Origin of the sequence: Oenococcus sicerae, from assembly GCF_004102045.2 — a bacterium.
In the GTDB taxonomy this organism is placed as follows: Bacteria; Bacillota; Bacilli; order Lactobacillales; family Lactobacillaceae; genus Oenococcus; species Oenococcus sicerae.
Genome location: NZ_CP029684.2, coordinates 1,550,915 through 1,573,861, shown reverse-complemented (window position 1 = coordinate 1,573,861; position 22,947 = coordinate 1,550,915). Strand labels below are relative to the sequence as shown.

General features: G+C 37.8%; 26 protein-coding genes. 13 read left to right on the top strand and 13 right to left on the bottom strand.

The features are described from left to right. Positions 1-44 precede the first annotated feature (44 nt). Genes DLJ48_RS08660 through pepV form a run of 7 tightly spaced genes read left to right on the top strand, consistent with a single transcriptional unit; the run spans position 45 to position 5,642 of the window. Entirely contained in the window at positions 45-698 is a 654-nt protein-coding gene (locus DLJ48_RS08660) for an enolase C-terminal domain-like protein (protein ID WP_274597002.1), read from the top strand. Continuing rightward, positions 679-1,131: an enolase C-terminal domain-like protein gene (locus DLJ48_RS08655; protein ID WP_274597001.1), complete on the top strand. Its 453-nt coding sequence runs from the start codon at positions 679-681 to the stop codon at positions 1,129-1,131. Before DLJ48_RS08660 ends, DLJ48_RS08655 begins: the two co-directional genes overlap by 20 nt. After that, the gene (locus tag DLJ48_RS08040) at positions 1,122-1,886 is read left to right on the top strand and encodes a serine hydrolase (RefSeq protein ID WP_128686951.1); all 765 of its coding nucleotides are present in this window, start codon (positions 1,122-1,124) and stop codon (positions 1,884-1,886) included. Before DLJ48_RS08655 ends, DLJ48_RS08040 begins: the two co-directional genes overlap by 10 nt. Then, positions 1,879-2,673, top strand: coding sequence for a serine hydrolase (locus tag DLJ48_RS08035; protein ID WP_128686950.1), 795 nt, complete (start codon positions 1,879-1,881; stop codon positions 2,671-2,673). Before DLJ48_RS08040 ends, DLJ48_RS08035 begins: the two co-directional genes overlap by 8 nt. Further along, a complete protein-coding gene (locus tag DLJ48_RS08030; RefSeq protein ID WP_128686949.1) occupies positions 2,661-3,320 on the top strand; it encodes a M15 family metallopeptidase in 660 nt (219 codons plus the stop codon). Before DLJ48_RS08035 ends, DLJ48_RS08030 begins: the two co-directional genes overlap by 13 nt. Beyond that, positions 3,317-4,237 (top strand): proline iminopeptidase-family hydrolase, encoded by a 921-nt coding sequence (locus DLJ48_RS08025; RefSeq protein ID WP_128686948.1) that lies wholly within the window; start codon positions 3,317-3,319, stop codon positions 4,235-4,237. The genes DLJ48_RS08030 and DLJ48_RS08025 overlap by 4 nt, the downstream gene beginning before the upstream one ends. Then, entirely contained in the window at positions 4,215-5,642 is a 1,428-nt protein-coding gene (pepV, locus tag DLJ48_RS08020) for a dipeptidase PepV (RefSeq protein WP_128686947.1), read from the top strand. Before DLJ48_RS08025 ends, pepV begins: the two co-directional genes overlap by 23 nt. Before the next feature lie 74 nt (positions 5,643-5,716). Here the strand turns inward: pepV and DLJ48_RS08015 are convergent, their stop codons facing one another. Both DLJ48_RS08015 and DLJ48_RS08010 read right to left on the bottom strand, forming a co-directional pair. Next, a complete protein-coding gene (locus DLJ48_RS08015; protein WP_128686946.1) occupies positions 5,717-6,541 on the bottom strand; it encodes an SPFH domain-containing protein in 825 nt (274 codons plus the stop codon). Between the two features lie 9 nt (positions 6,542-6,550). Beyond that, positions 6,551-6,895: a type II toxin-antitoxin system antitoxin gene (locus tag DLJ48_RS08010; protein ID WP_128686945.1), complete on the bottom strand. Its 345-nt coding sequence runs from the start codon at positions 6,893-6,895 to the stop codon at positions 6,551-6,553. Between the two features lie 281 nt (positions 6,896-7,176). Between DLJ48_RS08010 and DLJ48_RS08005 the strand changes: the two genes are divergently transcribed. The 5 genes from DLJ48_RS08005 to cydC are packed head-to-tail and all read left to right on the top strand — an operon-like array spanning position 7,177 to position 14,354. Beyond that, positions 7,177-8,349 carry an NAD(P)/FAD-dependent oxidoreductase gene (locus DLJ48_RS08005; protein ID WP_128686944.1) on the top strand — a complete coding sequence of 391 codons (1,173 nt, stop codon included), beginning with the start codon at positions 7,177-7,179 and terminating at the stop codon, positions 8,347-8,349. A gap of 32 nt (positions 8,350-8,381) precedes the next feature. Next, positions 8,382-9,830: a cytochrome ubiquinol oxidase subunit I gene (locus DLJ48_RS08000; RefSeq protein WP_128686943.1), complete on the top strand. Its 1,449-nt coding sequence runs from the start codon at positions 8,382-8,384 to the stop codon at positions 9,828-9,830. Next, on the top strand, positions 9,827-10,828 hold the full coding sequence (gene cydB, locus DLJ48_RS07995) for a cytochrome d ubiquinol oxidase subunit II (RefSeq protein ID WP_128686942.1): 1,002 nt from the start codon (positions 9,827-9,829) through the stop codon (positions 10,826-10,828). Before DLJ48_RS08000 ends, cydB begins: the two co-directional genes overlap by 4 nt. A gap of 24 nt (positions 10,829-10,852) precedes the next feature. Continuing rightward, a complete protein-coding gene (gene cydD / locus DLJ48_RS07990; protein WP_128686941.1) occupies positions 10,853-12,607 on the top strand; it encodes a thiol reductant ABC exporter subunit CydD in 1,755 nt (584 codons plus the stop codon). Further along, positions 12,588-14,354: a thiol reductant ABC exporter subunit CydC gene (cydC, locus tag DLJ48_RS07985; RefSeq protein WP_161566129.1), complete on the top strand. Its 1,767-nt coding sequence runs from the start codon at positions 12,588-12,590 to the stop codon at positions 14,352-14,354. Before cydD ends, cydC begins: the two co-directional genes overlap by 20 nt. Here the strand turns inward: cydC and DLJ48_RS07980 are convergent. Beyond that, on the bottom strand, positions 14,334-15,338 hold the full coding sequence (locus DLJ48_RS07980) for a polyprenyl synthetase family protein (RefSeq protein WP_128686939.1): 1,005 nt from the start codon (positions 15,336-15,338) through the stop codon (positions 14,334-14,336). The genes cydC and DLJ48_RS07980 overlap by 21 nt on opposite strands. Positions 15,339-15,414: 76 nt before the next feature. On the opposite strand from DLJ48_RS07980, the gene DLJ48_RS07975 reads away from it, so the two are divergent. Then, positions 15,415-16,326 carry a 1,4-dihydroxy-2-naphthoate polyprenyltransferase gene (locus DLJ48_RS07975; protein WP_128686938.1) on the top strand — a complete coding sequence of 304 codons (912 nt, stop codon included), beginning with the start codon at positions 15,415-15,417 and terminating at the stop codon, positions 16,324-16,326. Between the two features lie 87 nt (positions 16,327-16,413). On the opposite strand, the gene DLJ48_RS07970 is transcribed toward DLJ48_RS07975, so the two are convergent. From DLJ48_RS07970 to rpmG, 10 genes are all read right to left on the bottom strand, one after another. Next, on the bottom strand, positions 16,414-17,037 hold the full coding sequence (locus DLJ48_RS07970) for a TetR/AcrR family transcriptional regulator (RefSeq protein ID WP_128686937.1): 624 nt from the start codon (positions 17,035-17,037) through the stop codon (positions 16,414-16,416). A gap of 88 nt (positions 17,038-17,125) precedes the next feature. Further along, complete coding sequence (locus DLJ48_RS07965) at positions 17,126-17,389, bottom strand: hypothetical protein (protein ID WP_128686936.1); 264 nt, start codon at positions 17,387-17,389, stop codon at positions 17,126-17,128. A 168-nt stretch (positions 17,390-17,557) separates the two neighbouring features. Next, positions 17,558-18,727, bottom strand: coding sequence for a DUF2075 domain-containing protein (locus tag DLJ48_RS07960; RefSeq protein ID WP_128686935.1), 1,170 nt, complete (start codon positions 18,725-18,727; stop codon positions 17,558-17,560). A 41-nt stretch (positions 18,728-18,768) separates the two neighbouring features. Beyond that, positions 18,769-19,134 (bottom strand): MerR family transcriptional regulator, encoded by a 366-nt coding sequence (locus DLJ48_RS07955; protein WP_128686934.1) that lies wholly within the window; start codon positions 19,132-19,134, stop codon positions 18,769-18,771. Between the two features lie 81 nt (positions 19,135-19,215). Beyond that, positions 19,216-19,362 (bottom strand): hypothetical protein, encoded by a 147-nt coding sequence (locus DLJ48_RS07950; protein WP_161566128.1) that lies wholly within the window; start codon positions 19,360-19,362, stop codon positions 19,216-19,218. Between the two features lie 219 nt (positions 19,363-19,581). Next, complete coding sequence (udk, locus tag DLJ48_RS07945; protein ID WP_128686933.1) at positions 19,582-20,211, bottom strand: uridine kinase; 630 nt, start codon at positions 20,209-20,211, stop codon at positions 19,582-19,584. A gap of 108 nt (positions 20,212-20,319) precedes the next feature. After that, a complete protein-coding gene (locus tag DLJ48_RS07940; protein WP_128686932.1) occupies positions 20,320-21,612 on the bottom strand; it encodes an APC family permease in 1,293 nt (430 codons plus the stop codon). Next, a complete protein-coding gene (locus DLJ48_RS07935; RefSeq protein WP_128686931.1) occupies positions 21,605-22,351 on the bottom strand; it encodes a gamma-glutamyl-gamma-aminobutyrate hydrolase family protein in 747 nt (248 codons plus the stop codon). Before DLJ48_RS07935 ends, DLJ48_RS07940 begins: the two co-directional genes overlap by 8 nt. A 94-nt stretch (positions 22,352-22,445) precedes the next feature. Continuing rightward, positions 22,446-22,715 (bottom strand): 30S ribosomal protein S14, encoded by a 270-nt coding sequence (gene rpsN, locus DLJ48_RS07930; protein WP_128686930.1) that lies wholly within the window; start codon positions 22,713-22,715, stop codon positions 22,446-22,448. Continuing rightward, entirely contained in the window at positions 22,715-22,879 is a 165-nt protein-coding gene (rpmG, locus tag DLJ48_RS07925; RefSeq protein WP_128686929.1) for a 50S ribosomal protein L33, read from the bottom strand. Before rpmG ends, rpsN begins: the two co-directional genes overlap by 1 nt. Positions 22,880-22,947: the final 68 nt, after the last annotated feature.

Below are 22,947 nucleotides of genomic sequence, written 5' to 3'. Positions count from 1 at the left end.
TTAAAAATCAGCCAAGGAGCTGATTTTTTAGTAGGCTAGATTGTATGAAGATTATTGCATGTCAGTTAGCCCATTATTCGGTAGCTTTGAAAACGACTTTCAAAACTGCATTACACGCTCAAAACACAGCGAATGGCTGGATTGTTCAATTAAAATCAGAACAAGGCCATTTCGGTTACGGAGAGGCGGTTCCTTCACTGCGCGTGACCGGCGATAGTGATGCAAGCATCGTTGGTGTTTTAAGGCAGATCATTTTTCCAGCGATTCTTGGTAAAAATTTTGAAAACATTGGTAAATTTGATAGCTTTGTTGCAAAATTGATTACACAGAATTCTGCCGCCAGAAATTCGGTCAGTGAGGCATTCTTAGATTTACTTGTTAAAGATCAGCATGGTAATTTAGCTGATTTTTTTGCCCCGGCAAAGGGACAGATCGGTACGGACTTTACCTTGAGCATTAATGATGATCGGCAAATGCAAGTCGAAGCTCAGAAAATTGTTGATCAAGGTTTTTCAATTTTAAAGATAAAAGTCGGGGAAAACGCTATCCCTGAAGAAATTCAAAAATTAAGTCGTCTGGTTAAAGCATTTCCAAAAATTTCCTTTCGTATCGATGCAAACCAGGCTTGGAATGTCCGACAAAGCTTGCAATTTAATCAGCTAGCCTCGCAAAAAAAAATTGCCGATCGAAATAGTTGAACAGCCTTTAGCGATTGGATATGAAGATGAGTACGATCAACTCGTCAAGCAATTTAATTTTCCGATCATTCTTGATGAATCGATCCATGAATTCAATGATGCTCGCAAACTCAGGGCTGGTGTTGATTTCGATGGCTATAACGTTAAATTAGAAAAAGCTGGCAGCATTTCACAAGCTAAAGCACTATTGGATTATGCTGAATCAATTGAAAAACCAGCCATGCTTGGCTGCATGATCGAGTCAAACATCGGTATAGCTTTTTCAGCTGCTTTAGCAAATGCCTATCCAATTGTTAAGTATGTTGACTTAGACTCGCCTTTAATGTTTCAAGAAGAAATTTTTCAAGGCTGGATCAAGCGTAATCAGAAATCCTTCACTTTTAACTCAACATTCATCGAAACAGCAGCTTTAAGAGGACTGACATGGTTGTAACTTTCTCGGAAATGAGTCAAAAAATTAAAGCGGTTCTTGATCCTTTTGACGCAAGAATTGATTTTGCCTTTTATTTATCAACAAACGATAACCAGTTCATTTTGCATGGTGATCAGACTATGCCTAGCGCCAGCGTTATCAAATTGATGATTGCTGATTATTACTGTTCAAATTTTTCAATTGATGAATTAAAAAATACTAAATATGAGATTCGAGAGACGGTTTTTGGTGCTGGCATTACGCCGATTTTAGATGAAAAACGTTTTTCATTAGCAGACTTGATCATGATGATGCTGGCACTTTCTGATAATACGGCGTCTAATCAATTGATTGATTTTATCGGTATTGAAAAACTTAGTCAATGGATTAGCCGACATTACCCCTCAACACGGCTATCGAGAAAATTCATGGATTTTACGAATCCAAAAGATAATCAGACCACTGTTTATGATCTGGCGGCAGCGTTAACGAATTTAATGGCTTTTCCGCTCGCTAAAAAAGCACTTTTTAATCAACAGTCTTTGGACAAGTTTGAGATTTCTTTTGCTGAATCCGGTGAAGAAAAGGTGGATTTTTTTAATAAAACCGGTGAAGGGATCGGTATTGATCATGATGCTATTCTATTTGACGAAAAAAATCAAAAAACGATTGCTGTGCTGTTAACGAAATATGATCCGAAAATTGTAAGTCGAATAGAAATTGTTGACCTGTTTTCGAAAATTGGTGCATTAATTTGGGATAACTTTCATGACTGAGTTTCAAATTGCTGCTGAATCCGGCTTGTGTGCTGAATTGAATGGCAGAATTCTTGCTGAAAAAAAGTCTACAGAACTGCTGGCGACCGGTCAGTTAGATAAATTTGTTATTTTGTATGAAAGTTTAGCTGCCATTAGAAGCCATGATCTGGCGTTTAATGCACCGATCATTGTGAGCGATGCTGCTCATTCTTTTTCGGAAAAGGACCCGTCAGCAAAAATAAAGTTATCGACAGGAGAATTGCTATCAGTCAAACAAGCAATTGAGATTTTGATGATCCTTTCTGATAAAACAGCTGCCTTTTTACTGATTAATACAGTTTTCGGCAATGATCATAATTGGCGTTGCGAAACAAGTCATTTTTTCGAGCAATTAAAAATTAAAGATGATTTTTTTACTGTTTCGGATCAAAATGATGATGATCAACTCATACAAGACAGCCACATGACTGCCAGATCCTTGTTAAAAATCCTGAATAAATTATTTAACGATTTTCCAGAAATGCTTGAGTTAGCCAAACAACCGGAGCTTGTTTTCCAATCAGATCGACAAGCCATTAAAATTAAAAATCCGAATGTTTTTTTAAATGATGCTGATTTAGTCACGATCTCGATTGCAAACGGCGCTAAAGAAGACGATCTAGTTGCTTTTTTTAAAATGAATCAGAAACAATATTTATTAGAATTGCTAGGGCTAGAAAGTTCGCAGTTGCGCGACCGAGATACGCGTTATACTCAGACGAAGGAGCTATTTTCACAAGTGAGAGATCAATTATGGCAAAAATAAAACAAACACTTCCAAATGATGCCTACTTAGACAATCCTTTGTTAAAATTGGTGAATCGTAAGCATAAATTGCGTTCCGAAATTGCTTTTAGAAAATTTAAAATTGGTCGCGAATCCTTTGATGTTAGTATTTTGGAAAACTTATTGGCTTTTTTAGCGGCCGCTGAAAAAAAGATGTTTAAGCTAACCTTGGTATCAGGCTACCGTTCTATCGCACAGCAGCAAAAACTGTTCGATAATTCGCTGACAGTATATACAAAACAAGGTTTTTCAGATCGGGATGCAGTCAAACAAGTTTTAGCTTATTTGCAGGCACCTGGAGCTTCAGAACACCATACCGGTCTAGCAGTCGACATCATCGATAGCAGTTTTCTAAAAGAAAAAGGAGATTTATATCCCGAAGCTGATCAATTGCCTTCACAGCAATGGCTGATTAGTAATGCACCAAAGTTCGGTTTTATTTTGCGTTTTCCAAAGGGCAAAGAGGCTTTTACTGGCGTGAAATATGAGTCTTGGCATTTTCGTTACGTTGGTCGAGAGAATGCACAATTTATTAGTGGTCAACGACTTTCTTTAGAGGAATATATTGATTTATTAAAAAAGGAGCAACGGGACAAGCTATTTATTCAGACCCAGTATAACGAATGAAACATAAAACACAAATTTTACATTTAAAAAACGGCTATGACCTGTGGGGGGTGCGTTATGGCGATGCCAAAGCACCGATCAAGATTCTAGCGCTGCACGGTGGTCCTGGTGATGATGCTGATGAATTTATAACCTGGGCCGATCAGCTAGAACAATTCGCAAACATGAATGCGGAAATTTTTGTTTATGAACAATTGGGTTCTTTCCATAGCGAATCGCCTGATTTTTCGAAGACTGAAAACATAGATAAATATTTAACGATTGACTATTATGTTAATGAAGTTGAGGAAGTGCGACAACTATTTGGTCTGGATCATTTTTATTTATTAGGTCATTCTTGGGGTGGCCTTTTGACTTATGAATATATGTTGCGTGCCGACTATCGCAGTCATTTGAAGGCTGGTATCGTTTTTTCAATGAACGATAATATTCAAGATTATGTGAAACAGATCAATCAAGAACTATTGGAAATGTTTGGCAGCGATGAATTCAATTATATGAAAAAAATTGAAGCTGCTGGTAACTTTTCTGGTTCTCATTATCATGAAAATCTCATCAAATTGTACCGTGCGCATTTAAATCGCGATCCAAATTACAATCCTGATGCTGGCATGGCTATGATGGCCGAAGCTGTTTATAATCATTTTCAAGGCAACAATGAGTTCGTTGTGACAGGTGCGATGAAAGGCTGGCAGGTTTCTGATCGTTTGAATGAAATTGATATTCCTGTCCTTGAAACGGTTGGCGAATTTGACACCATGTCAGTCGCTTCGATGCAAAGATCAGTTCGAATCCTGACTCGCGGGCATTTTGCGATGACTAAAAATGGTGGCCACTCGCATGCTCAAGATCACCCTGAAGCTTTTTTTAAACATTTATCTGCTTTTATTTCTGATGTGGAGGCTGGCAATGTCTGATGAAATAGCTATAAAAACAAATCGTGAACAGTGGTTACGAGATTTTAAAGAATTATTGGCTGTAAATTCTGTTAGGGACAATGACCATGCTGATATCCGGCAGCCTTATGGACCGGGACCCAAAGCAGCATTGGATAAACTATTGTCCTTCGCAACAAGGGATGGTTTTCAAAAAATCGGCATCATTGACAATCGTGCTGGCTATATTGAAATCGGCCCTAGCAATGCTGAAAAAACAGTTGGCATTTTGATTCATGTCGATGTTGTGCCCGTTGATCAGGAATTATGGCACTACGAACCTTTTGCTGGTACAGTTGTCGGCAATCGTCTGTATGGCCGAGGGTCTGACGATATGAAAGGGTCGGATATGCTGAGTTATTACACATTAAAACTCTTAAAGGATCAAGCGGCGACCTTTAAAAATAAGGTTCGATTAATCATTGGTAGCGATGAAGAGAATGATTGGCAGGATATGGCCGCTTATTTTGCCGCCGAGGGCCGACCAGAATTAGGTTTTTCACCTGATGGTGATTTCATCGTTGAAAATGCTGAAAAGGGTATTGCACATTTAGACCTATTGTCTAATGCTGATATTGATGACCCTAGTAAGACTCAATTGATCTCTTTTCATGCCGGCAAAGCCTCCAATATCGTACCAGGAGTTGCTAAAGCTTTTATCAAAAATGCTGATTTTAAACAAAGTTATCAATTATTCCAATCGTTTTTACAAGTAACAGACTTAACCGGTGAGTTAAAGGCGGCCGATGATGGTTTACAAATCACATTAAACGGTTTTTCAACCCATGGCTCGACCCCTGATGAGGGCAAAAATGCCGCTACTTATTTGGCTGTTTTTTTATTGAATTTTGATTTTGATGAAAATGCAACTCACTGGTTAACCTTTCTCGCTAAAATACTTCACAATGATTATTTTGCTGAGCAGTTAGGTATTGGTGTCACAACAAAAGAAATGGGTAAGACAACTCTGAATGCCGGTATCCTTGATTGGCAGATAAACCAGACTGCTAAAATAAACCTGAATTTACGTTATCCAATTGGTTTTGACGAACATCAAGCAGCAAGTATGATTGAAAAACGTTTTCCTTGGATAACTGTCAATGTTCAAGATGATGGTTTGAAGCCGCATCTTGTTTCAGCTCAAGACCCGGTGGTCAGTCAGCTGTTGTTGATTTACAAACAAGTGATGGGTCAAGCGACTCATTTAAATGTTTCGGCTGGTGCCTCTTTTGGCCGTTTGATGCCGCGTGGTGTTTGTTTTGGGACCCGCTTTATTGGTCAAGAATCTACTGCTCACCAAATTGATGAATATTTTCATTTGGATAATTATGAACCGGCTATGAAAATTTTAATCAAGTCCATTCAAGCTCTCGCCAATTTGGATTAAACAAAATAATGACGATTCATCCAATATTGTTCAAGCTATTTAAAAACCAGTACTTTACAGTACTGGTTTTTGTTTTATTTTGTTGTTTTAGCACCTTTTGCTAATAATTTGCCAACTACTGGTAATTGCCCGAATGTTCCGATTTGGTCATTTGATACGACAATTGTGTTTGTATCCGATTTAGCTAGGTCGGAAAAGGCATTGATACTCTGATTTTGGAAATATTTATCGTCAGCCTCTTTGAGACCATTTTGGACTGTATCGATTCGATATTTTTCGGCATCTGCACGTGTCTTTGTAGCATCGGCCTCAGCTTTAGCTGTTGCCATGATCGCATCATTTTTTGCTTTAGTTGTTAATTGGATCGACATAGCTTCGCCTTCGGCTTGGGCGATCGTGGCCACACGTTCACGATCAGCTGTCAACTGTTTGTCCATAGCTTCTTGAATGGCACGAGATGGTGTCAACTCATCAATATTGATTCGATCGACATTGATACCGTATGTGTTCGTCAAATCACCAATTGCCGTAGCCAATTCTTGATTAATTCGTGCCGTCGCACCCAATGCTTCATTTAAGTCCAGACGACCAATAATATCACGCAAATGCCCACGAACCAGTTGAGCCATCGACTCGACTGAATCGGTATTTTCATATTCGTATTTCACTGCATCAGTCACGTGATAATTTAAAGTGACACTGGCCGAGACATCGGCGTTATCTTTCGTGATAACAGAATAATTTGGTAATTTTAAAGGATTCATTGCCAAATTAACTCGTTTGATCCCTTGAATAAAAGGGGTATAAAAGTGGATTCCTGGATCGACACTTTTACGGTATTTGCCTAGCGTTTCAACTAGTCCTTTATTGTTTTGCGGAACTATTTTAAAAAATAACATATTTCTCTCCTAATTGGCCATCTCTAATTTTCTTAGTGTTAAGACATTGCCAGTGGCACCAAGAATGACGTAATTTGCTGTTTTATCAACTTTTTGATTTTCTTCAATTAGATAGCGATAGTAAATACCCGAAACATCAACGAGACCATTTTTATCGTTGATTTTTTTGCCGGGTATCATCGTGCCAACAAATTGGCGATCTTCAAATGAATTTTCTTTGACATCATTTTCGAGAATTTTCGTAATGTAAGAATTAACGCTCCGATTGTCAGCAGCAGCTAAACGGGTAATTTTTTCATGTAATTCTGGATCAATTCTCAAAGCAATATTGCCTGATTTTTTTTCACTCATCATTAAACTCCACCATCATTTATATCTTTTTGATATCACAATGATATGAAATAATTGTAACATTTTTGACTGTTTAAGTGTCAAACGATCAGTTACAACTGGATCAATTTTTTATAAGAGATCTTTGAATAGTTACTCAATTTTATAAACATTTTATTATATTAAAAAATGTATTGTTATGTTTGAAAGCGGTTAAATAATTTTTTTTAGAAGCGATATATAAGAATTGCATTGTGATAACATTGAAAAGTGATAGGGAATGTAAGGTTATGGAGAATTATTCGATGAAACGAATTGTCGTATTAGGCGCTGGATATGCCGGCTTAAGAGCTGCAAAAGAACTGGTCAATTTAAAAGCAGAAGCTGAAATCATTTTGATCAATAAAAATGACTATCATTATGAATCTACCCAGCTCCATGAAGTGGCAGTGGGCACGAAAAATCCAAATGATATTACTTTTAAGATCCGTGATATTATTAGTCCGAAAATCAAATTCATTCAGGACGAAGTCACAAAGATTGATCGCAGCCATAAAAAAGTGGTACTTAAAAATAGTGAGGCAGTTTCTTATGACTTTTTGGTCAACGCCTTAGGATTTGAGTCAGAAACATTCGGTATCAAAGGGGCAGAAGAATTCGGCTTGGCGATCGTAGATGTCAAATCAGCGCTGATAGCCAAGAAACATTTAGAAGATACTTTAGCCAGATATGCCAGCAGCCAAGATGAAAATGATCTGCATATTATTGTGTGCGGGGCTGGTTTTACTTCAATTGAATATTTAGGCGAATTAGTTCATCGGCTTCCGGAATTAATCAAGCGTTTCGATTTGCCAAAAGATAAGATCAAAATTTACTGCATCGAAGCAGGCTCTAAAGTACTGCCGATGTTGGATGACCATTTGGCTGAATATGCAGTTAATTATTTAAAATCTCATGGTGTTGAGCTTTACACCGCGACCAAAATCACAGAGTTGACAAAAAATAGTGTGATTAGTGACGATAAGGTTTATGAAGCTAATACGATTATATGGACTGTCGGTGTTAAAGGCAGTCACGTCATGGCTGAGTCTGGGTATGACCAAAAAAGGAATCGTTTGCTTGTAAATACTGATTTATCATCACCAGACGATCCCAATGAATTTGTGATTGGTGATGTTTCAGCTGTTCCTGGTCCTAGCGGCCGTCCTTATCCGACTACTGGACAAATTTCTATCGCGCAAGCCGATGCAGCTGCTGAAAATATTATTGCTAAATTAAAGGGACAAGCTACGAAGTCTTTTAGCTATAAGAGCTTGGGAACGGTTTGCTCTTTAGGCCCTAGTAATGGCGTTGCTGAATTATCAATGATGGGCCACTGGAAAGTCAAGGGACATTTGGCAGCACCATTAAAACGGATCGTCAATGATCGTTCCGTTTTGGAACTGTCGAATTTTACAACGATGCTTAGCAGCAAGTAAATTGAGTTAAGAGGGAAGATAGGGCGTAAATTATGATTACATTAGCAATGAACGTTATTTCACTTTCTCGTTTTCAATTCGCAATGACGACACTCTTTCATTTTCTTTATGTGCCTTTATCAATTGGCTTTGGCCTCATGGTTGCGATCATGGAGACGATTTATGTGAAGACGAAAAATCCAGTTTATTTAAAAATGACTAAGTTTTGGAGCAAAATTTTTCTCTTAAGCTTTGCAGTAGGTGTTGTTACTGGTATCATTCAAGAATTTCAGTTTGGTATGAATTGGTCTAATTATTCGCGTTTCATGGGTGATATCTTTGGCGCGCCACTCGCAATTGAAGCTTTGCTGGCATTCTTTTTGGAGTCAACGATGCTCGGTGTTTGGATGTTTACTTGGGATCGTTTTAAGCCAGCCGTTCATGCCATTTTTATGTGGCTAACTTGGTTGGGATCAGCTCTATCTGCGCTGTGGATCTTAGCAGCCAATAGTTTTATGCAGCACCCGACCGGTTTTATGATCAATACAAAGACCGGTCATGTGAAATTGACTGATTTTTGGTCGGTCATCAGCAATGAACAGCTTTGGTATCAATTTCCGCATGTTATTTTTGGTGCCTTTACCACAGCTGCAATGGTCGTTGCAGGCATGTCCGCTTTTGGCTTGATTTGGAAACAAAATCATGAATTTCATTTAAAATCTTTGCGTTTAGGCCTGATCGTCGGTCTAATATTCGCTGTAGCTACGATTGCAGCCGGTGATTTGCAAACACGTTATATTATTAAAGACCAGCCAATGAAGTTTGCTGCTACCGAAGGTATTTATAAAAACACTACTAGTCCAGCGTCTTGGCAGGCTGTTGCTTTGATTGATACAAAAAATGAGAAAGTGGATCAGTCGATCGAAGTTCCTTATCTATTGTCACTGCTTTCTTATCATAAGCTTTCCGGTTCTGTGACTGGAATGACTAAAGTTAATAAAGAATTACATGCTAAATACGATAAGAAATTTGGTAAAAATATGAATTATTATGTACCAGTTAAAACACTTTTTTGGAGTTTCCGTATTATGGCTGGCGGTGGTTCATTGATTGCTTTAGTCTGTGTACTAGGCTTATTCTTCAGTCGCAAAAAGAAAAACACGTTACTCGAAAAAAAATGGCTGCTTTGGGTATTGGCATTGACGACCTTTTTGCCATTCATTGTCAATAGTTGCGGCTGGCTGATCACTGAATTGGGCCGTTATCCATGGGTCGTTTACGGCTTGCAAACGATTGCAGATGCAGTTTCACCGACATCAACGGTAGGTGGCCTATTGTTTACAAATATCGTGTACTTCTTATTATTTGCTGCTTTAGGTGCTTTTATGTTCTATTATGCAAGAAAGACCTTAAAAGATGGCCCTGATCATTTAGAGAAAACAGAAATATACGACGATGATTCAGCGGTCGATCCCCTGGATCAGGAGGTATTTAACAAATGACTATCTTACAGATTCTTTGGTTCGTTGTGATTGCCGTTCTATTTGCTGGTTTTCTCTTCTTTGAAGGCTTTGATTTTGGTGCTGGCATGGCAACGCGTCTTTTAGCTAATAATGATTCTGAACGACAAACGATTCTTAGATCGATCGCACCGCACTGGGACGGCAATGAAGTTTGGCTGATCACGGCTGGTGGCGCCATGTTCGCGTCGTTTCCGCTTTGGTACGCAAGTTTATTTTCTGGTTATTATATTCTGCTCTTCTTAACCTTGATCGCTTTGATTTTCCGCGGTGTTTCTTTTGAATTTACAGCTCATGCGCAAAATGCTTTTCAACGTTCTTTATGGTTATGGACTAATTTCATTGGTTCCGTCTCAGCGCCTTTTCTTTTGGGTATGCTGCTGACGAGCATGATGCAAGGTGTACCAATGGATGCACAAGGTAATGTTTGGGCTGGATTTTTCGTCGTCGTTAATTGGCTTTCAGTGGTTGGTGGACTGGCAGTAGCCTATTTATCACTGATCCATGGTTTGCATTTCATTAGTTTGAAGACCAAAAACAGTCTGCATAATCGAGCGATCAACATGGCTGATAAACTTTATTGGCTGGTTTATCCTGTTTTGGTTATTTTCGCCTTGCTAGCTATTTTTCAGACTGACTTTTTCACAAAACATTTAATGACAAGTTTATTCATTGTGATATTACTCGTTTTGGCTACACTTTTAGGTCATCTTGCGATTCATTATGGTCACAATGCTTACGCATTTTCAGCCAGCGGTTTGAGTTTGATTCTTGTTATTGCCTTTATTTTTAATGGTATTTTCCCCCGCGTCATGGTTTCAAATAATGGCAAACACGATCTTTTGATCAGCACGGCATCCGCATCATCTTTGACGCTTGAGATCATGACTGGCGTTTTGGCTGTATTGCTGCCGATAGTTCTGATCTACTCGGCTTGGAGTTACTGGATTCAAAGGAAAAAATTCGTTGATATTAAGTAAAATAACTAGATTTCAGGTTTTTGGATGATAGACAAACAAATTTTTAAATTGCAGGGAGTTCGTCAGGTTTTTTTGCAACTCATATTTGTTTCACTCATTTCTGGAATTTTGAGTATTATTCAAACTGTTTTTTTGACTGATGCCTTGGTCAAAATTTGGCTGCAAAGAAATAGTTCAGCATGGTTTTTATCTGTGCTGTTTTTTTTGTTTGCCTTTACATCTCGACAATTGATCAACTATTTTCGTGATCAAGTCACCAACCGTTTTTCTTCAACGCAAACTAGCACACTAAAGAAAATGATCGATCAAAAATTATATGAGCAGGGCCCTGATCTGCTGAATGAAAAAGGAAGCGGTAGCTTGCTCACACTTGATTATGAAGGTATCGATCAAGTCAAAACCTACTTACAAAATATCTTGAGCCGCAGCTCTGATATGTTTGTCATTCCTTGGATAATTTTGATTTATGTTATTTATGAAAACTGGTTCAGTGGACTGATCTTGTTTCTGGTCTTTCCATTAATTATTTTTTTCATGGCCATATTAGGAATTGCCGCTCAAAAAAAATCAGACCAGCAGTATACGGGTTTTGAATTATTAAATAATCATTTTGTTGACTCGATCAGAGGCTTGGAAACTTTGAAAATGCTGGGTGTTAGTCAGCGATATGGTCGAAGTGTTGTTTCTGTCAGTGAAAATTATCGAAGAAAAACCATGCGTGTTTTACGCGTTGCTTTCACATCTTCTTTTGCTTTGGATTTTTTTACAACTTTGTCGATCGCGATCGAGGCAGTCATGCTTGGAATTGCGCTAATTAACGGTAAGGTTGCCTTAACCGCTGCACTTTCAGTTTTGATTATTTCGCCGGATTATTTCCTGCCTCTTAGACAATTTGGTGAGGATTATCACGCGAATTTAAACGGTAAAAATGCCTTGCACCGGATCTTTGTGCTATTGGCCAAACCAGCCCCTGTTGTAGCTGAAATGAACGATTTTATTTGGTCGGATCATACTAGTTTGACCATTAAAAATTTAAATTTTACTTATGAAAACGCTGCAAATAAAGCTTTAACGAACGTCAATTTCAAGCTGACTGCCTTTTCAAAGATCGGAATTATCGGTAGTTCTGGTTCAGGGAAGACAACTTTACTAAATTTATTGGCTGGTTTTTTGCAAGCTGATTCATCTGAAAATCCATCCTTTATATTGAATGGTCAGAGAATTAATGGCTTAAATGCACATGCTTGGCAGCGTCAGATCGGTTATATCCCGCAGGATCCTTACATATTTTCAGCGTCGATCGCTGAAAATATTGCTTTTTATCGACCAGAAAGTTCTCTGGCAGAGATCAAAAAAATTTCTGAAAGAGTCGGCTTGACAAATTTTTTGGATCAATTGCCTGATGGTTTGAATACAAGGATCGGTGAAGCTCAAAGAGGCATTAGCGGTGGTCAAATGCAACGCATTGCACTTGCCAGAACTTTGCTGGATCAAAAGCGAAAAATTTTGCTGTTTGACGAACCTACGGCTCACTTGGATATTGAAAGCGAATATGCTTTAAAACAGACTATACAGCCTTTGATGAAAGACCATTTAGTTATTTTTGCGACTCATAGACTTCATTGGCTTGAGCAAATGGATTGGATCCTTGTTTTGAAGGATGGCCGGCTTGTTGAACAGGGAAGCCTGACTGATTTGAAAAATGCCGATGGCGAGTTTTCAAAGTTGTTGGCTAAAATGGCAAGTGAAAGGCAATTACATGAATCTAAAAATGATTAAAAACGCTTATCGTTTCCTGAAGCATGATCAATGGTTTATGCCTTTTTTAAAAAAAAATCGAGCTAGTCTGTTTCTGATTTTCTTTTTAGGTTTTTTAACTTTTTTTTGCGGTTCAGCTTTAATGTTCGTTTCTGGATACTTGATAAGCAGTTGTGCTAGGCATCCTTACAATCTTTTTTTAGTTTATGTCCCGGTTGTTTTGACACGTGCTTTTGGCATTGGCCGACCAGTTTTCAAATATATTGAGCGTCTCAAGAGCCACAATTGGGTTTTAAAAACAACTTCAGCATTACGCGGCAAACTTTACAAAACATTGGAGAGAGATGGATCGTTTTTGTCTCGGCATTTTCGGACTGGCGACTTATTGGACTTATTAGCCGACGACTTAGATCACCTGGAAAACTTTTATCTGCGGACTATTTTTCCGATCATTGTTGCTTATCTCGTGTTCTTTTTGCTTATGATTTTTGTGGGCATCAGTAATCTTTATTTAGCAGTTGCACTATTCCTGCTTTTATCGACGATTATTTTCTTGATTCCGATTCTGGCTTTACCGGCGGCTTATTCTCGCTATAGCAGGCAAAAAAACTTAACACAAAAGCAGTATGAACATTCAACTGAAGCTTTTTTTGGTTTACGAGATTGGAAGATCGCTCATAGAGAACAAGATTTCACTGATTACAATAGTCAGTTTGATAGTCAAGCGGCGAAGATAAAAGATAAAAATCGTCAACTTGAATTAAATCGAAATTTGCTGATTCAGCTCCTATTTGGCCTGATTGCAACTGTTCTGCTTTGTTGGAGTGGAACGAACTTAACTGCTAGCAAAATGATGGCAAATTATGCCGCCTCAGTTGTTTTAGCTTTCTTCCCGCTAATGGATTGCTTTCTGCCAGTTACGCAGGCAGCGCTGGAATTACCGCTTTATTCAGTATCTTTGAAGAGACTAAATGATTTGAGTCAGAGTACTAGTATAAAAACAGTGGCAACAAGTCAAAAACAAGAAGTTGCTTTACCCGAACAAATCGCATTCGATCACGTTTCATTCAACTATGGTCCTAAAGAACAAGCTCTGCTGGTTGATTTTTCATTAAGAGTCCATAAAAAAGAAAAAATTGCCATTCTTGGTCCCAGCGGAGAAGGAAAGACGACCCTGCTGCAACTTTTGATCGGTGATTTATCAGCGAAACAGGGGACGATCAGCTTTGATGGCCAACCGATCTCCGAAAGACAAAATCAGCGTTCATCTTGGTTTAGCTACTTAAATCAGTCTGCTTTTATTTTTAACACGACAATTCTTAATAATGTTCGTCTTGGCAATGAAAGGGCAAGTAATGATGATGTGAAACGTGTTTTGGCACAGGTTGGTTTGCAAGAATTTGTTTCAAAATTGTCAAAAGGCGTCGATACGATCGTTGAAGAAAATGGTTCATTATTATCTGGCGGCCAAAGACAGCGTTTAGCTTTGGCACGTATTTTATTAAAAGACGCACCAATTTTGCTACTAGATGAGCCAACGGTGGGTCTGGATCCTTTGACCGAAAGTCAGCTGATGCAAACAATTTTCAAAACACAAAAAGACAAAACGATGTTTTGGATCACACATCATTTAGCTGGACTTGAACAGGTTGATAGAATTATCTTTTTAGAGAAAGGCAAAGCTTCCATGTCGGGAACACCGCAATGGCTTTATGACCATGACCCGCGTTTTCGCCGACTATATGATTTAGACATTGGCCGAATCTAAAAGGCTTTGAATTTTATCGATCAGTTTGTTTAATTCGGTCATTTCTGAGTCATCAGCGAATTTTCTAAGATCTGCCTGTGCTTGATCTAAAAAGTTCTTAGCAATAGTTTGGCTTCTTTGTAAGAGCTCCGGATGGCTGATAAAATATTTATAAATTGTCTCGGACTTGATATCCTGTGTACTGATCATCTCTTTAAAAAGATGATTATTTTCCAAGGCTAAGATAATCGGCAAGGTGTAAATACCATCTTTGATATCTTCGAATTTCGGTTTATCTGTTTTTGAATTTGGATTAATATCCTGCAGATCATCGATCATTTGAAAGGCCATTCCCAGATGATAACCGAAATTAAAAGCGGCCTGAAAATTTGGATTTTTCTCCTCAAAATTTTCATCACTATTTTCAACCCAGATACCAGTGACAGCTGCGAGGCTAAAAAGGGCGGCCGTTTTGCCTTTGATCGCTTCATAATACTGAGGCAAAGTGACCTCAGTTTGGAATTTAAGCGTATCTTGCATTAATTCACCAGCAAGAATTTTTTCCATCATAGCAGCATGGTAAGCAATGAAAGCCTTTGATGGTGCAACATCGGTAACCATTTGAAAATATTTCGTGAAAAGCTGATCGCCTAAATAGACTGTATTTTTATTGCCGAAAAAATGTTGCAGCGTTGTTAATCCGCGGCGTTTGCTAGCATTGTCTACAACATCATCGTGAACCAGGGTAGCCAGATGCAAAAGTTCGATCGCTGCTGCAGCCTTATGAAGCTTCTCAATACCAACAGTTTGATTCGCTTGTTTTTTTAAACTATTGCGGCCAAAAAGGACCGTGATCTCCGCTCGGATCATTTTGCCATTTTGTTGGATCAACTGATCCGTTTTCTCTTTATAGGGTTCTAGCTCAATATGCTGCTGTGATAAAATATCTTTGATTTGGTCAATGTCTTTTTGGACAAAATAAGAACCCTTCCAAAGTTTCGTCATTTTTCTCTTTTCCCGATTAAGTTAAAATCCGCATTCACTAAATAATATCTTACATAAATAATTAAGCTGGTACAAAATGAATTTCAAAATTTTTTCAGAATTAGTAGAATTAAAAGCTAAAACAGCAAGCATTTTTCCTTTCCTGCTAGGCCTGTTGTATAGCTTTTATCATTTTCAACAAGTGAATTTAATCAATTCGGCCGTCTTTTTTGTTGCCATGCTGTTATTTAATATGGCAGTTGATGCCAATGATAACTATCAAGATTACAAGAGGGCAATGGCAAATGAAGCTGAACATTTTCGATTAAAAACAAATGTGATCGGCGTCCATCATTTAAATATGAAAAAAATTTTTTACCTGATCTGCTTACTGATGTTGACGAGTATGCTGCTGGGTCTTTGGCTGGTCTTGCAAACTAGTCTCTTGTTATTGCCTTTAGGTGTTTTTTGTTTTGCAGTCGGTTACTTTTATGCAGCCGGTCCAAGACCAATTTCCGCAACACCTTTTGGTGAATTTTTCTCAGGCTTTACGATGGGCTACATGATATTTTTGATCAATGTTTACTTAAATATTTTTCCTGAAAAAATGACCTGGATGATTGCTTTACAGGCTTTTTTACCAGCAGGCTTGCTCTCTTTTTCAATTGCAGCTTTGCTATTAGCTAATAATATTTGTGATGAAAAAGAAGATATTTCTTTAAAGCGTCAGACGATCGTTCATTATTTAGGAAAACGCCGTTCATTGGTCTTGTTCGATCTATTTTATGTCATTGGTGCTGCTGCGTATCTTTTATCAATCACTTTAGGGTTGCTGCCAAAGGCAGCCTTACTGGCTTTTTTAGTCACGCCGATCATTTGGAAGAACATTTTGAAGTTTAATCAAAAACAAGTAAAAAAAGAGGATTTTATTTTAGCGGTTAAAAATTTATTGATCATTTCCTTGGCTCAAACAGTTGCTGTCGCAATTGGTGTTTGGCTGAAATTTTAGACTTAATCCATAACTTTGAATAATATATATTATGTAAACTAGAATTATTATTTTGATAATTACTCAGCATCATACCTGGTATCACTTTTATTTAACAGGTGTCAGTCCTTGCGTAATAAAGTCAACTAATCGTTCTTTCTCGGCTGTTTCATTCCAATGAATCTCAGGAAATAAAATAAAATGTTGAGCTAGATAGCCGATCATGGTTGAAAAAATAAAGCGAAAAATATCATAATCCGGCCATTCAACTAATAAATGTTTGTTTTGAAGATCGTGAAACTGTTTTGTCATTGCTGATATCACATCTTGAGGAATGGATTGTAGAATTTTGTCCCGCATGTTATTAGCGTAGATTAGTTCACCCAGCAGTATTCGAAAAGTTTCTAGATTAGTTTGAAAATAATCGAGTCGCTCGTTAATAAAGCGAGAAATAAATGTTTTAAGATCCTTGTAATCAGGAACGAGTGTCATCTGCGAAAATTCATATAATTCTGCTGGAAAAATGGAATTTAACAATGGATTGATAATTTCTAGCAACAACCCCTCCTTACTATGAAAATGCCTGAAAATGCTGCCTTCTGAGACTTTTGCGGTTAAGGCAATCTCTTTTGTACTAGTATTAGCGTATCCTTTCACAGTAAATAATTTTAAAGCAGCTGTGACGACAGATTGTTGCTTAAACGTTAATTTTTCAGGCTTTTCGTTGATCATATTTGTTAATCCTTTCTAAAAATAAAAAATGAGCGATTTCCAAAAAAGAAATTGCTCATTTTTTTGAATCAATGATATTTTACACTGATTAGGCTGTTTTATTTGCACTACGGTATGCGAAATAAAACTGCAAGCAAGCTAAGACGACGTTCAACCAATTCAAAGCCATGAACCAGCCACTCAAACCGCTTACTTTACTGGCACCGTAGTAGGTCCAAAAACCAGCAACAACAGCGACAACATTGACCCAAGCGAATATTTTTTGTAAATTTTGATTATCCAGAGCAAACCACATCCAAATTGCGTTAACGAGAAACCAAATAACTAGAATCCAAAACATTGCTGTAAACATAATCCACTGCCTCTCTCTGTATTTTGATAAAATAGTGAGTAATCACTATCTTTTGGTACATCAACTATTTTAGTACTTTTATAAAAAAATAACAAAGAAATGCTGCCAATTAAAAAATTTTTTTAAATAAACTGATAAAAAATGCGACAAGAGCTGGCAGCCAGCTATTTATTGCCCATTATGATAAAGCTCGACTAAACGTTCTCTTAACTGATCGTCATAAGCAGTCAAATACATGCCATACTTGCCTCGCTTAATGAGCACGTTCAAAACGTTTGCAATGAAATCTTTGTATTCTGCAGTTGAAAATTTAATATCCTGACGTTTTTTGAATATTTCTTTATGCGAATATTTTTCAGGAATGATCGTCATACTGTCAGTGCTTTTGTCATAGCCAAATGATGGTCCGATAATCATGCCAACGTAATTCAAATCAAATCCTTGCAGCGTGTAAATAGTCCCTACCTGCGAGATCGAGGATTCACGTTTAGCCCAATGTGTACGCTGTGGGTCCCACTCGTCCCAAGGCAATGAAAAAGTATCCATTTCAACATTATGGCGGCCATTAATACGTGGAAAACCCGATGTTGCTACGATGCGGCTCAAACCAACTTTATGATTTTTTTCTTTGATTTGTTCATACAAGGCAGCAGCAGTCGAAAATACTTTAAAATCAAAATTGCTATTGCGAGGAAAAGATGCCAGCGCTTTTTCGGCAGTCAGGTTATCCATCCACTTTACTTGTTCGTTGCTTGCAACCATTCGATACTGAAAGTTCATATCGAATCTTTCATAAGGATGGTTGCCGATTGTTTCGAGCAATAATTTTTTTGACCAGTACATTTTAGATTGAAAAACTTGTGCGAAATCGTAAACGACAACAACGATTTTCGCCAAGGACATTAAGTCTGTCAGCTGATTTTGACCCCGGTAATGCGCATAAGGCTCTGATTTTGAATATAGCAAATGCGCTTCATCAACAAATATCACGTCATATTTCCAATTATTTTTCTGTGCACGATTGATGAGCGCTGTCGGACGCAAAATATTTTTTTCGTTCATACCAGGAATATCTCGAGCAAGATCTTGATACGCCTTGAATAGTTCGGGATGATTGACAACTAAAGCTGTTTGATAACGCTTATCAGTCATATATTTTCTCACCAAATTCATCAAAACAACTGATTTACCCGTACCAGCGGCACCTTGAATAATGGCAACGACATGCTGGTCCCTTTTCATATTCTTGTTGATATAAGCGTTCATACCAGCGATGACCTTTTTTTGGCTGCCGGATAATTCGTCAATTATAAATTGGTCTTTCAAAATTTTATTCAATGTAGTTTCACTTTCCGGTTTTTGTATATTTGCTTAAAAAATTAATGCTGTCTAGCAAGCAAGGATTCCAGTTGTTTGGAAACCTTGATCAATGCTTCTTTTTGTTGTTCGATTCTTTTTAGTTCTTGTTCGGCAAGATTTATGTTGTTTTCGACTAAGGCTAAATTCTGCTGCCATTGTTCTGTGGTCGAACAATTTAAAATATGCTGCTGCTTAATTTTCCTAATTGTTTCAATTGAAAATCCTAGTTTTTTCAATTGCATGATTTCTTCATAATTAGCAACATCCTGTGAAGTAAAAACATATTTACCAGCAACTTTATCAGGTGTTAACAAGTTTTTTTCAATATAAAATCTAACTGTATCGTGTTTTGCGTTAACAGTTGCCATGAATATTTTTAATTGCATTGTCTTCACCTCTTGTCAGGGGGTCAACCCCATGTGTTTCAATCATTTTATGACAGTTATAACTGAAATCCTAATCTATCTTTACGCAGCACTCATGATATTAGCAACGTTGTCTGCCCATTTCAAAATGCCAGCCTGGCTTTTTGGTGCAAATCTCATTTCGGCGATCTCGATACTATGTTTTCCATTGAACTTAATTTTTCTGAAAGTCGGATTAATCGCAATCATTATCGTGGCAATCTTAAACGGTTTACTTATTAACGGCAAAATTCGAGTACATCATATCATCGTACGAATATGTATTTCGTTGCTGTTATACTTACTCGCCATATGATACATAGCATAATAATAGATTCTGTATGTTTCATAACCAAGTGTCAAAACGATAAAAACTGATATAAAGTCAGCGATTACCATGGCAAAATCACTGCAGCATAGCGTGACAATTTATTTGGACAGGACTGCTTTGATTTGGTTGATCAATAAGTTAATACCAATTCGGTTGCTCTTGCCTTCCGGAATGATCACATCAGCATAGCGTTTTGTGGGTTCGACAAATTGGTGATACATGGGTTTGACGGTTTTGAGATACTGGTTGATTACTGATTCAGTTGACCGACCGCGTTCAGCCATGTCTCTTTTCAATCGACGGATAAAACGAATATCGTCATCTGTATCTACAAAAATCTTAATGTCCAGTAACTGGCGGATACGTTCATCAACAAAAAGCAGCACGCCTTCGACAATAATTACCCTAGCTGGCTGCATAGGCAATGACTTATCAGAACGTGTGTAATGTTCATAATCATAAATTGGTAGGTCAACGGCTTTATTCTGTTTTAGCTTCAACAAGTCTTGATATAACAAATCCATATCGAAAGCATTTGGATGGTCATAATTAACAGCTTTGCGTTCCACCATAGTCATTTCTTTTTGATCGTTATAAAAAGCGTCTTGAGGCATAATGGCAACTGATTGATTTTTTAAATGCTCATAAATATCGCGCGCAATGGATGTTTTGCCAGAACCCGAACCCCCGGAGATACCGATAATCATGGCCGATTTATTACTTTTCATAACTTCCATTAGTTCATTGTTCTATTTTTAAGAATAACTGTCAATTTATTTTAGTAATCTAGTTTCTGTACGGATTGATTTGATGCGCTAAAAAAATCATTATTTTAATTATGACTGATTACGATAAGCTGTGAAAAAATAAAAAGGTACTGCAATTACCAGAGCTCCTAGGCCCCATACCAGTTGTTGGATGTTGGTTTGAACAAGCAACCAGATACTGACAACCAAAGCCAGTAACGGAATGGCAGGACCAAAAGGAATTTGAAAAGTAGTTTTTTGCGTCTTTTTAGTTTTAGAGAAGACGAAAACAGCAATAATTGTGGGAATATATTGGGCAAAACGCGAAATAGCTGAAATTAACGCTAAATTTGCAAATGTTGAATTAAATAAGGCGATTATCAAGGAAATAGATGTTGAAATAATAATTGCAACATAAGGAGCGTTTTTACTATTCTTTCTGGCAATAACTTGAGGCATCATTTTGTTTTCTGCTAAAGCCAGACCTGATCTTGGCGTGATGAATGATGAAGCCACTAAAAGGCCACCAATAGAAATCAATGATCCAGCAGCTATTAAATCTTTGCCAAAAGTACCTGTCACTTCAGCAAATGCATCCATAATTGGTGTTGCTGAATCCGCCAAACGGTATCCCATAATACCAATGGCCGTGAGCTGGATCAGCACATAAACTAATGTAACTGTCGCAACAATAATCATAATAGCTCGAGGCAGATTTTTTTTAGGATTTGTCATCTCACCAGCTGCAACAGAGATTCCTTCAAAACCTGTAAATGCAAAGAACATAGTTAAAGCAGCTTGACCAAAACTTCCAGATGCATATTGGCCGTGAGGAAAGAAAGGTACAAAATTATTACCCTTGAGGAAGAATAAGCCGATTGAAATAAAGAGAACTAATGGAATTAATTTGCTGATGGTAACGATATTATTAATTATTTTAGTTAACTGTACGCCAGCGATATTCATTAATGCCAAGGCGATGAGCAACAAAGCGATAACAGCTGAACGGGCTAAACTGCTAGACAAATTAGGAAAAAAAGCACCCAAAATTGTTGCAAAACCAACTGCCACTGTTGCCTCGGCAATAATTCTGATGGCCCAAGTTACAACGCCCACTTCATAACCGATAAAATTTCCAAAGGCTTCTTTTGCATAAAGATATGGACCGCCATTTTTATCAAAATAGTTAGCATCTTGTGCGAAACATAAAGCAATTGTTGCAACCAGAAAAGCATCCAGTAGTAATGCAAAGACACTCCCAACTCCGATTAATTTCATAGGTGCGCTGGGCAATAAGAAAATACCAGATCCGATAATCCCGTTGATACCAAAGAGAACAATAGACCAAAAGCCTAGCCTTTGTTTTGAATTACCATCAATCATAAATATCTTCAGCCCTTTCGACAAAGTTCTTGAACAATTTTAATTGTTCCGGAAAACGCTGCCACATACTTTCCGGATGCCATTGGACCGCAACGATTTGATTTGAGTCGCTGCTCCCAATACCTTCAATGACACCATCAGAAGCCATTGCGGTCACTTTCAAGCCTTTGCCTAGATCTTTAACGGCTTGGTGGTGGCGCGAGTTTACAAAAGACTGCCGACCGATAATTTTGGCCAATTCGCTCCCCTCTGTGATCGTTACCTGATGAGTTGGGAAAGATCCTTCAGTCGGATATTGGCGATGCTTAATTTTCAGATCTGGATATTGAGCTGCTAGGTCTTGATAAAGATTGCCGCCCAGTGCCACATTGATCGCTTGAATACCACGGCAAATACCAAAAATCGCTTTACCAGTTTTGACAGCCGCGCTAATTAAATGTATTTCAAATTGATCACGTTCGTAAAAAACACCGCCCAATTGCGGAATTGGATCTTCATTAAAAAAACTTGGATCTACGTCCGGTCCTCCAGGTATTAAAAGCCCATCAAAATTTTCAGTGAGCTCATTAAAATCAGTTTCTTTGATATCAGTTGGTGCAGGTAATACAATTGGTATGCCGCCAACCTGATAAACAGCTCTAATGATATCTCTTGGCGCGTAATCAATTGCTTGATCATTTGAGGACATACTTTTTAAACGGTAAATATCTGCAGTTATTGCAATAATTGGCTTTTTCATATTGTCTGCAATCTTAACAAAAATTTTTCTGAAAATAAACAAAAAACATCAGGATTGATTAATCCTGATGTTTTTGAAGAGAATCTAAATTTAATTACCAACTAGCTTTTCTAACGCCAGGAATTTGACCCTTATGAGCTAATTCTCGGAAATTCAAACGACTCAAACCAAATGCGCGCATATATGCGTGAGGACGACCATCTGTTAAATCACGATTATGTGCACGAACTGGAGATGCATTACGTGGAAGCTTCGCAAGTGCTTGGTAGTCGCCGGCAGCTTTTAGTGCAGCACGCTTAGCCGCATACTTAGCAACTGTTGCTTCGATCTTCTTTTCTTTTTCGATCTTAGACTTCTTTGCCATTATTTCACCTCCTTAAATTCAACAACTTTACGTAATTTTGGTGAATACTTCTTCAAAACGAGACGATCAGGTGTATTACGACGATTTTTGCTAGTCAAATAAATACGTTCACCTGTTTGATCATTGCCTAGAATCACGTGATCTCTTTGTCCTTTACCTGCCATGTTTTCTCCTAAAAATTATATTTAACGAAAGTCAATTCAGTACAAATAAATATTATACACAAGCAAAA

What these genes read in the sequence shown, in the direction of transcription:
- DLJ48_RS08660 (WP_274597002.1), top strand. Translation starts at nt 45, where the DNA reads ATGAAGATTATTGCATGTCAGTTAGCCCATTATTCGGTAGCTTTGAAA.
- DLJ48_RS08040 (WP_128686951.1), top strand. Translation starts at nt 1,122, where the DNA reads ATGGTTGTAACTTTCTCGGAAATGAGTCAAAAAATTAAAGCGGTTCTT.
- DLJ48_RS08035 (WP_128686950.1), top strand. Translation starts at nt 1,879, where the DNA reads ATGACTGAGTTTCAAATTGCTGCTGAATCCGGCTTGTGTGCTGAATTG.
- DLJ48_RS08030 (WP_128686949.1), top strand. Translation starts at nt 2,661, where the DNA reads ATGGCAAAAATAAAACAAACACTTCCAAATGATGCCTACTTAGACAAT.
- DLJ48_RS08025 (WP_128686948.1), top strand. Translation starts at nt 3,317, where the DNA reads ATGAAACATAAAACACAAATTTTACATTTAAAAAACGGCTATGACCTG.
- pepV (WP_128686947.1), top strand. Translation starts at nt 4,215, where the DNA reads ATGTGGAGGCTGGCAATGTCTGATGAAATAGCTATAAAAACAAATCGT.
- DLJ48_RS08015 (WP_128686946.1), bottom strand. Translation starts at nt 6,541, where the DNA reads ATGTTATTTTTTAAAATAGTTCCGCAAAACAATAAAGGACTAGTTGAA.
- DLJ48_RS08010 (WP_128686945.1), bottom strand. Translation starts at nt 6,895, where the DNA reads ATGATGAGTGAAAAAAAATCAGGCAATATTGCTTTGAGAATTGATCCA.
- DLJ48_RS08005 (WP_128686944.1), top strand. Translation starts at nt 7,177, where the DNA reads ATGAAACGAATTGTCGTATTAGGCGCTGGATATGCCGGCTTAAGAGCT.
- DLJ48_RS08000 (WP_128686943.1), top strand. Translation starts at nt 8,382, where the DNA reads ATGATTACATTAGCAATGAACGTTATTTCACTTTCTCGTTTTCAATTC.
- cydB (WP_128686942.1), top strand. Translation starts at nt 9,827, where the DNA reads ATGACTATCTTACAGATTCTTTGGTTCGTTGTGATTGCCGTTCTATTT.
- cydD (WP_128686941.1), top strand. Translation starts at nt 10,853, where the DNA reads ATGATAGACAAACAAATTTTTAAATTGCAGGGAGTTCGTCAGGTTTTT.
- cydC (WP_161566129.1), top strand. Translation starts at nt 12,588, where the DNA reads ATGAATCTAAAAATGATTAAAAACGCTTATCGTTTCCTGAAGCATGAT.
- DLJ48_RS07980 (WP_128686939.1), bottom strand. Translation starts at nt 15,338, where the DNA reads ATGACGAAACTTTGGAAGGGTTCTTATTTTGTCCAAAAAGACATTGAC.
- DLJ48_RS07975 (WP_128686938.1), top strand. Translation starts at nt 15,415, where the DNA reads ATGAATTTCAAAATTTTTTCAGAATTAGTAGAATTAAAAGCTAAAACA.
- DLJ48_RS07970 (WP_128686937.1), bottom strand. Translation starts at nt 17,037, where the DNA reads ATGATCAACGAAAAGCCTGAAAAATTAACGTTTAAGCAACAATCTGTC.
- DLJ48_RS07965 (WP_128686936.1), bottom strand. Translation starts at nt 17,389, where the DNA reads ATGTTTACAGCAATGTTTTGGATTCTAGTTATTTGGTTTCTCGTTAAC.
- DLJ48_RS07955 (WP_128686934.1), bottom strand. Translation starts at nt 19,134, where the DNA reads ATGCAATTAAAAATATTCATGGCAACTGTTAACGCAAAACACGATACA.
- DLJ48_RS07950 (WP_161566128.1), bottom strand. Translation starts at nt 19,362, where the DNA reads ATGATTGCGATTAATCCGACTTTCAGAAAAATTAAGTTCAATGGAAAA.
- udk (WP_128686933.1), bottom strand. Translation starts at nt 20,211, where the DNA reads ATGAAAAGTAATAAATCGGCCATGATTATCGGTATCTCCGGGGGTTCG.
- DLJ48_RS07940 (WP_128686932.1), bottom strand. Translation starts at nt 21,612, where the DNA reads ATGATTGATGGTAATTCAAAACAAAGGCTAGGCTTTTGGTCTATTGTT.
- DLJ48_RS07935 (WP_128686931.1), bottom strand. Translation starts at nt 22,351, where the DNA reads ATGAAAAAGCCAATTATTGCAATAACTGCAGATATTTACCGTTTAAAA.
- rpsN (WP_128686930.1), bottom strand. Translation starts at nt 22,715, where the DNA reads ATGGCAAAGAAGTCTAAGATCGAAAAAGAAAAGAAGATCGAAGCAACA.
- rpmG (WP_128686929.1), bottom strand. Translation starts at nt 22,879, where the DNA reads ATGGCAGGTAAAGGACAAAGAGATCACGTGATTCTAGGCAATGATCAA.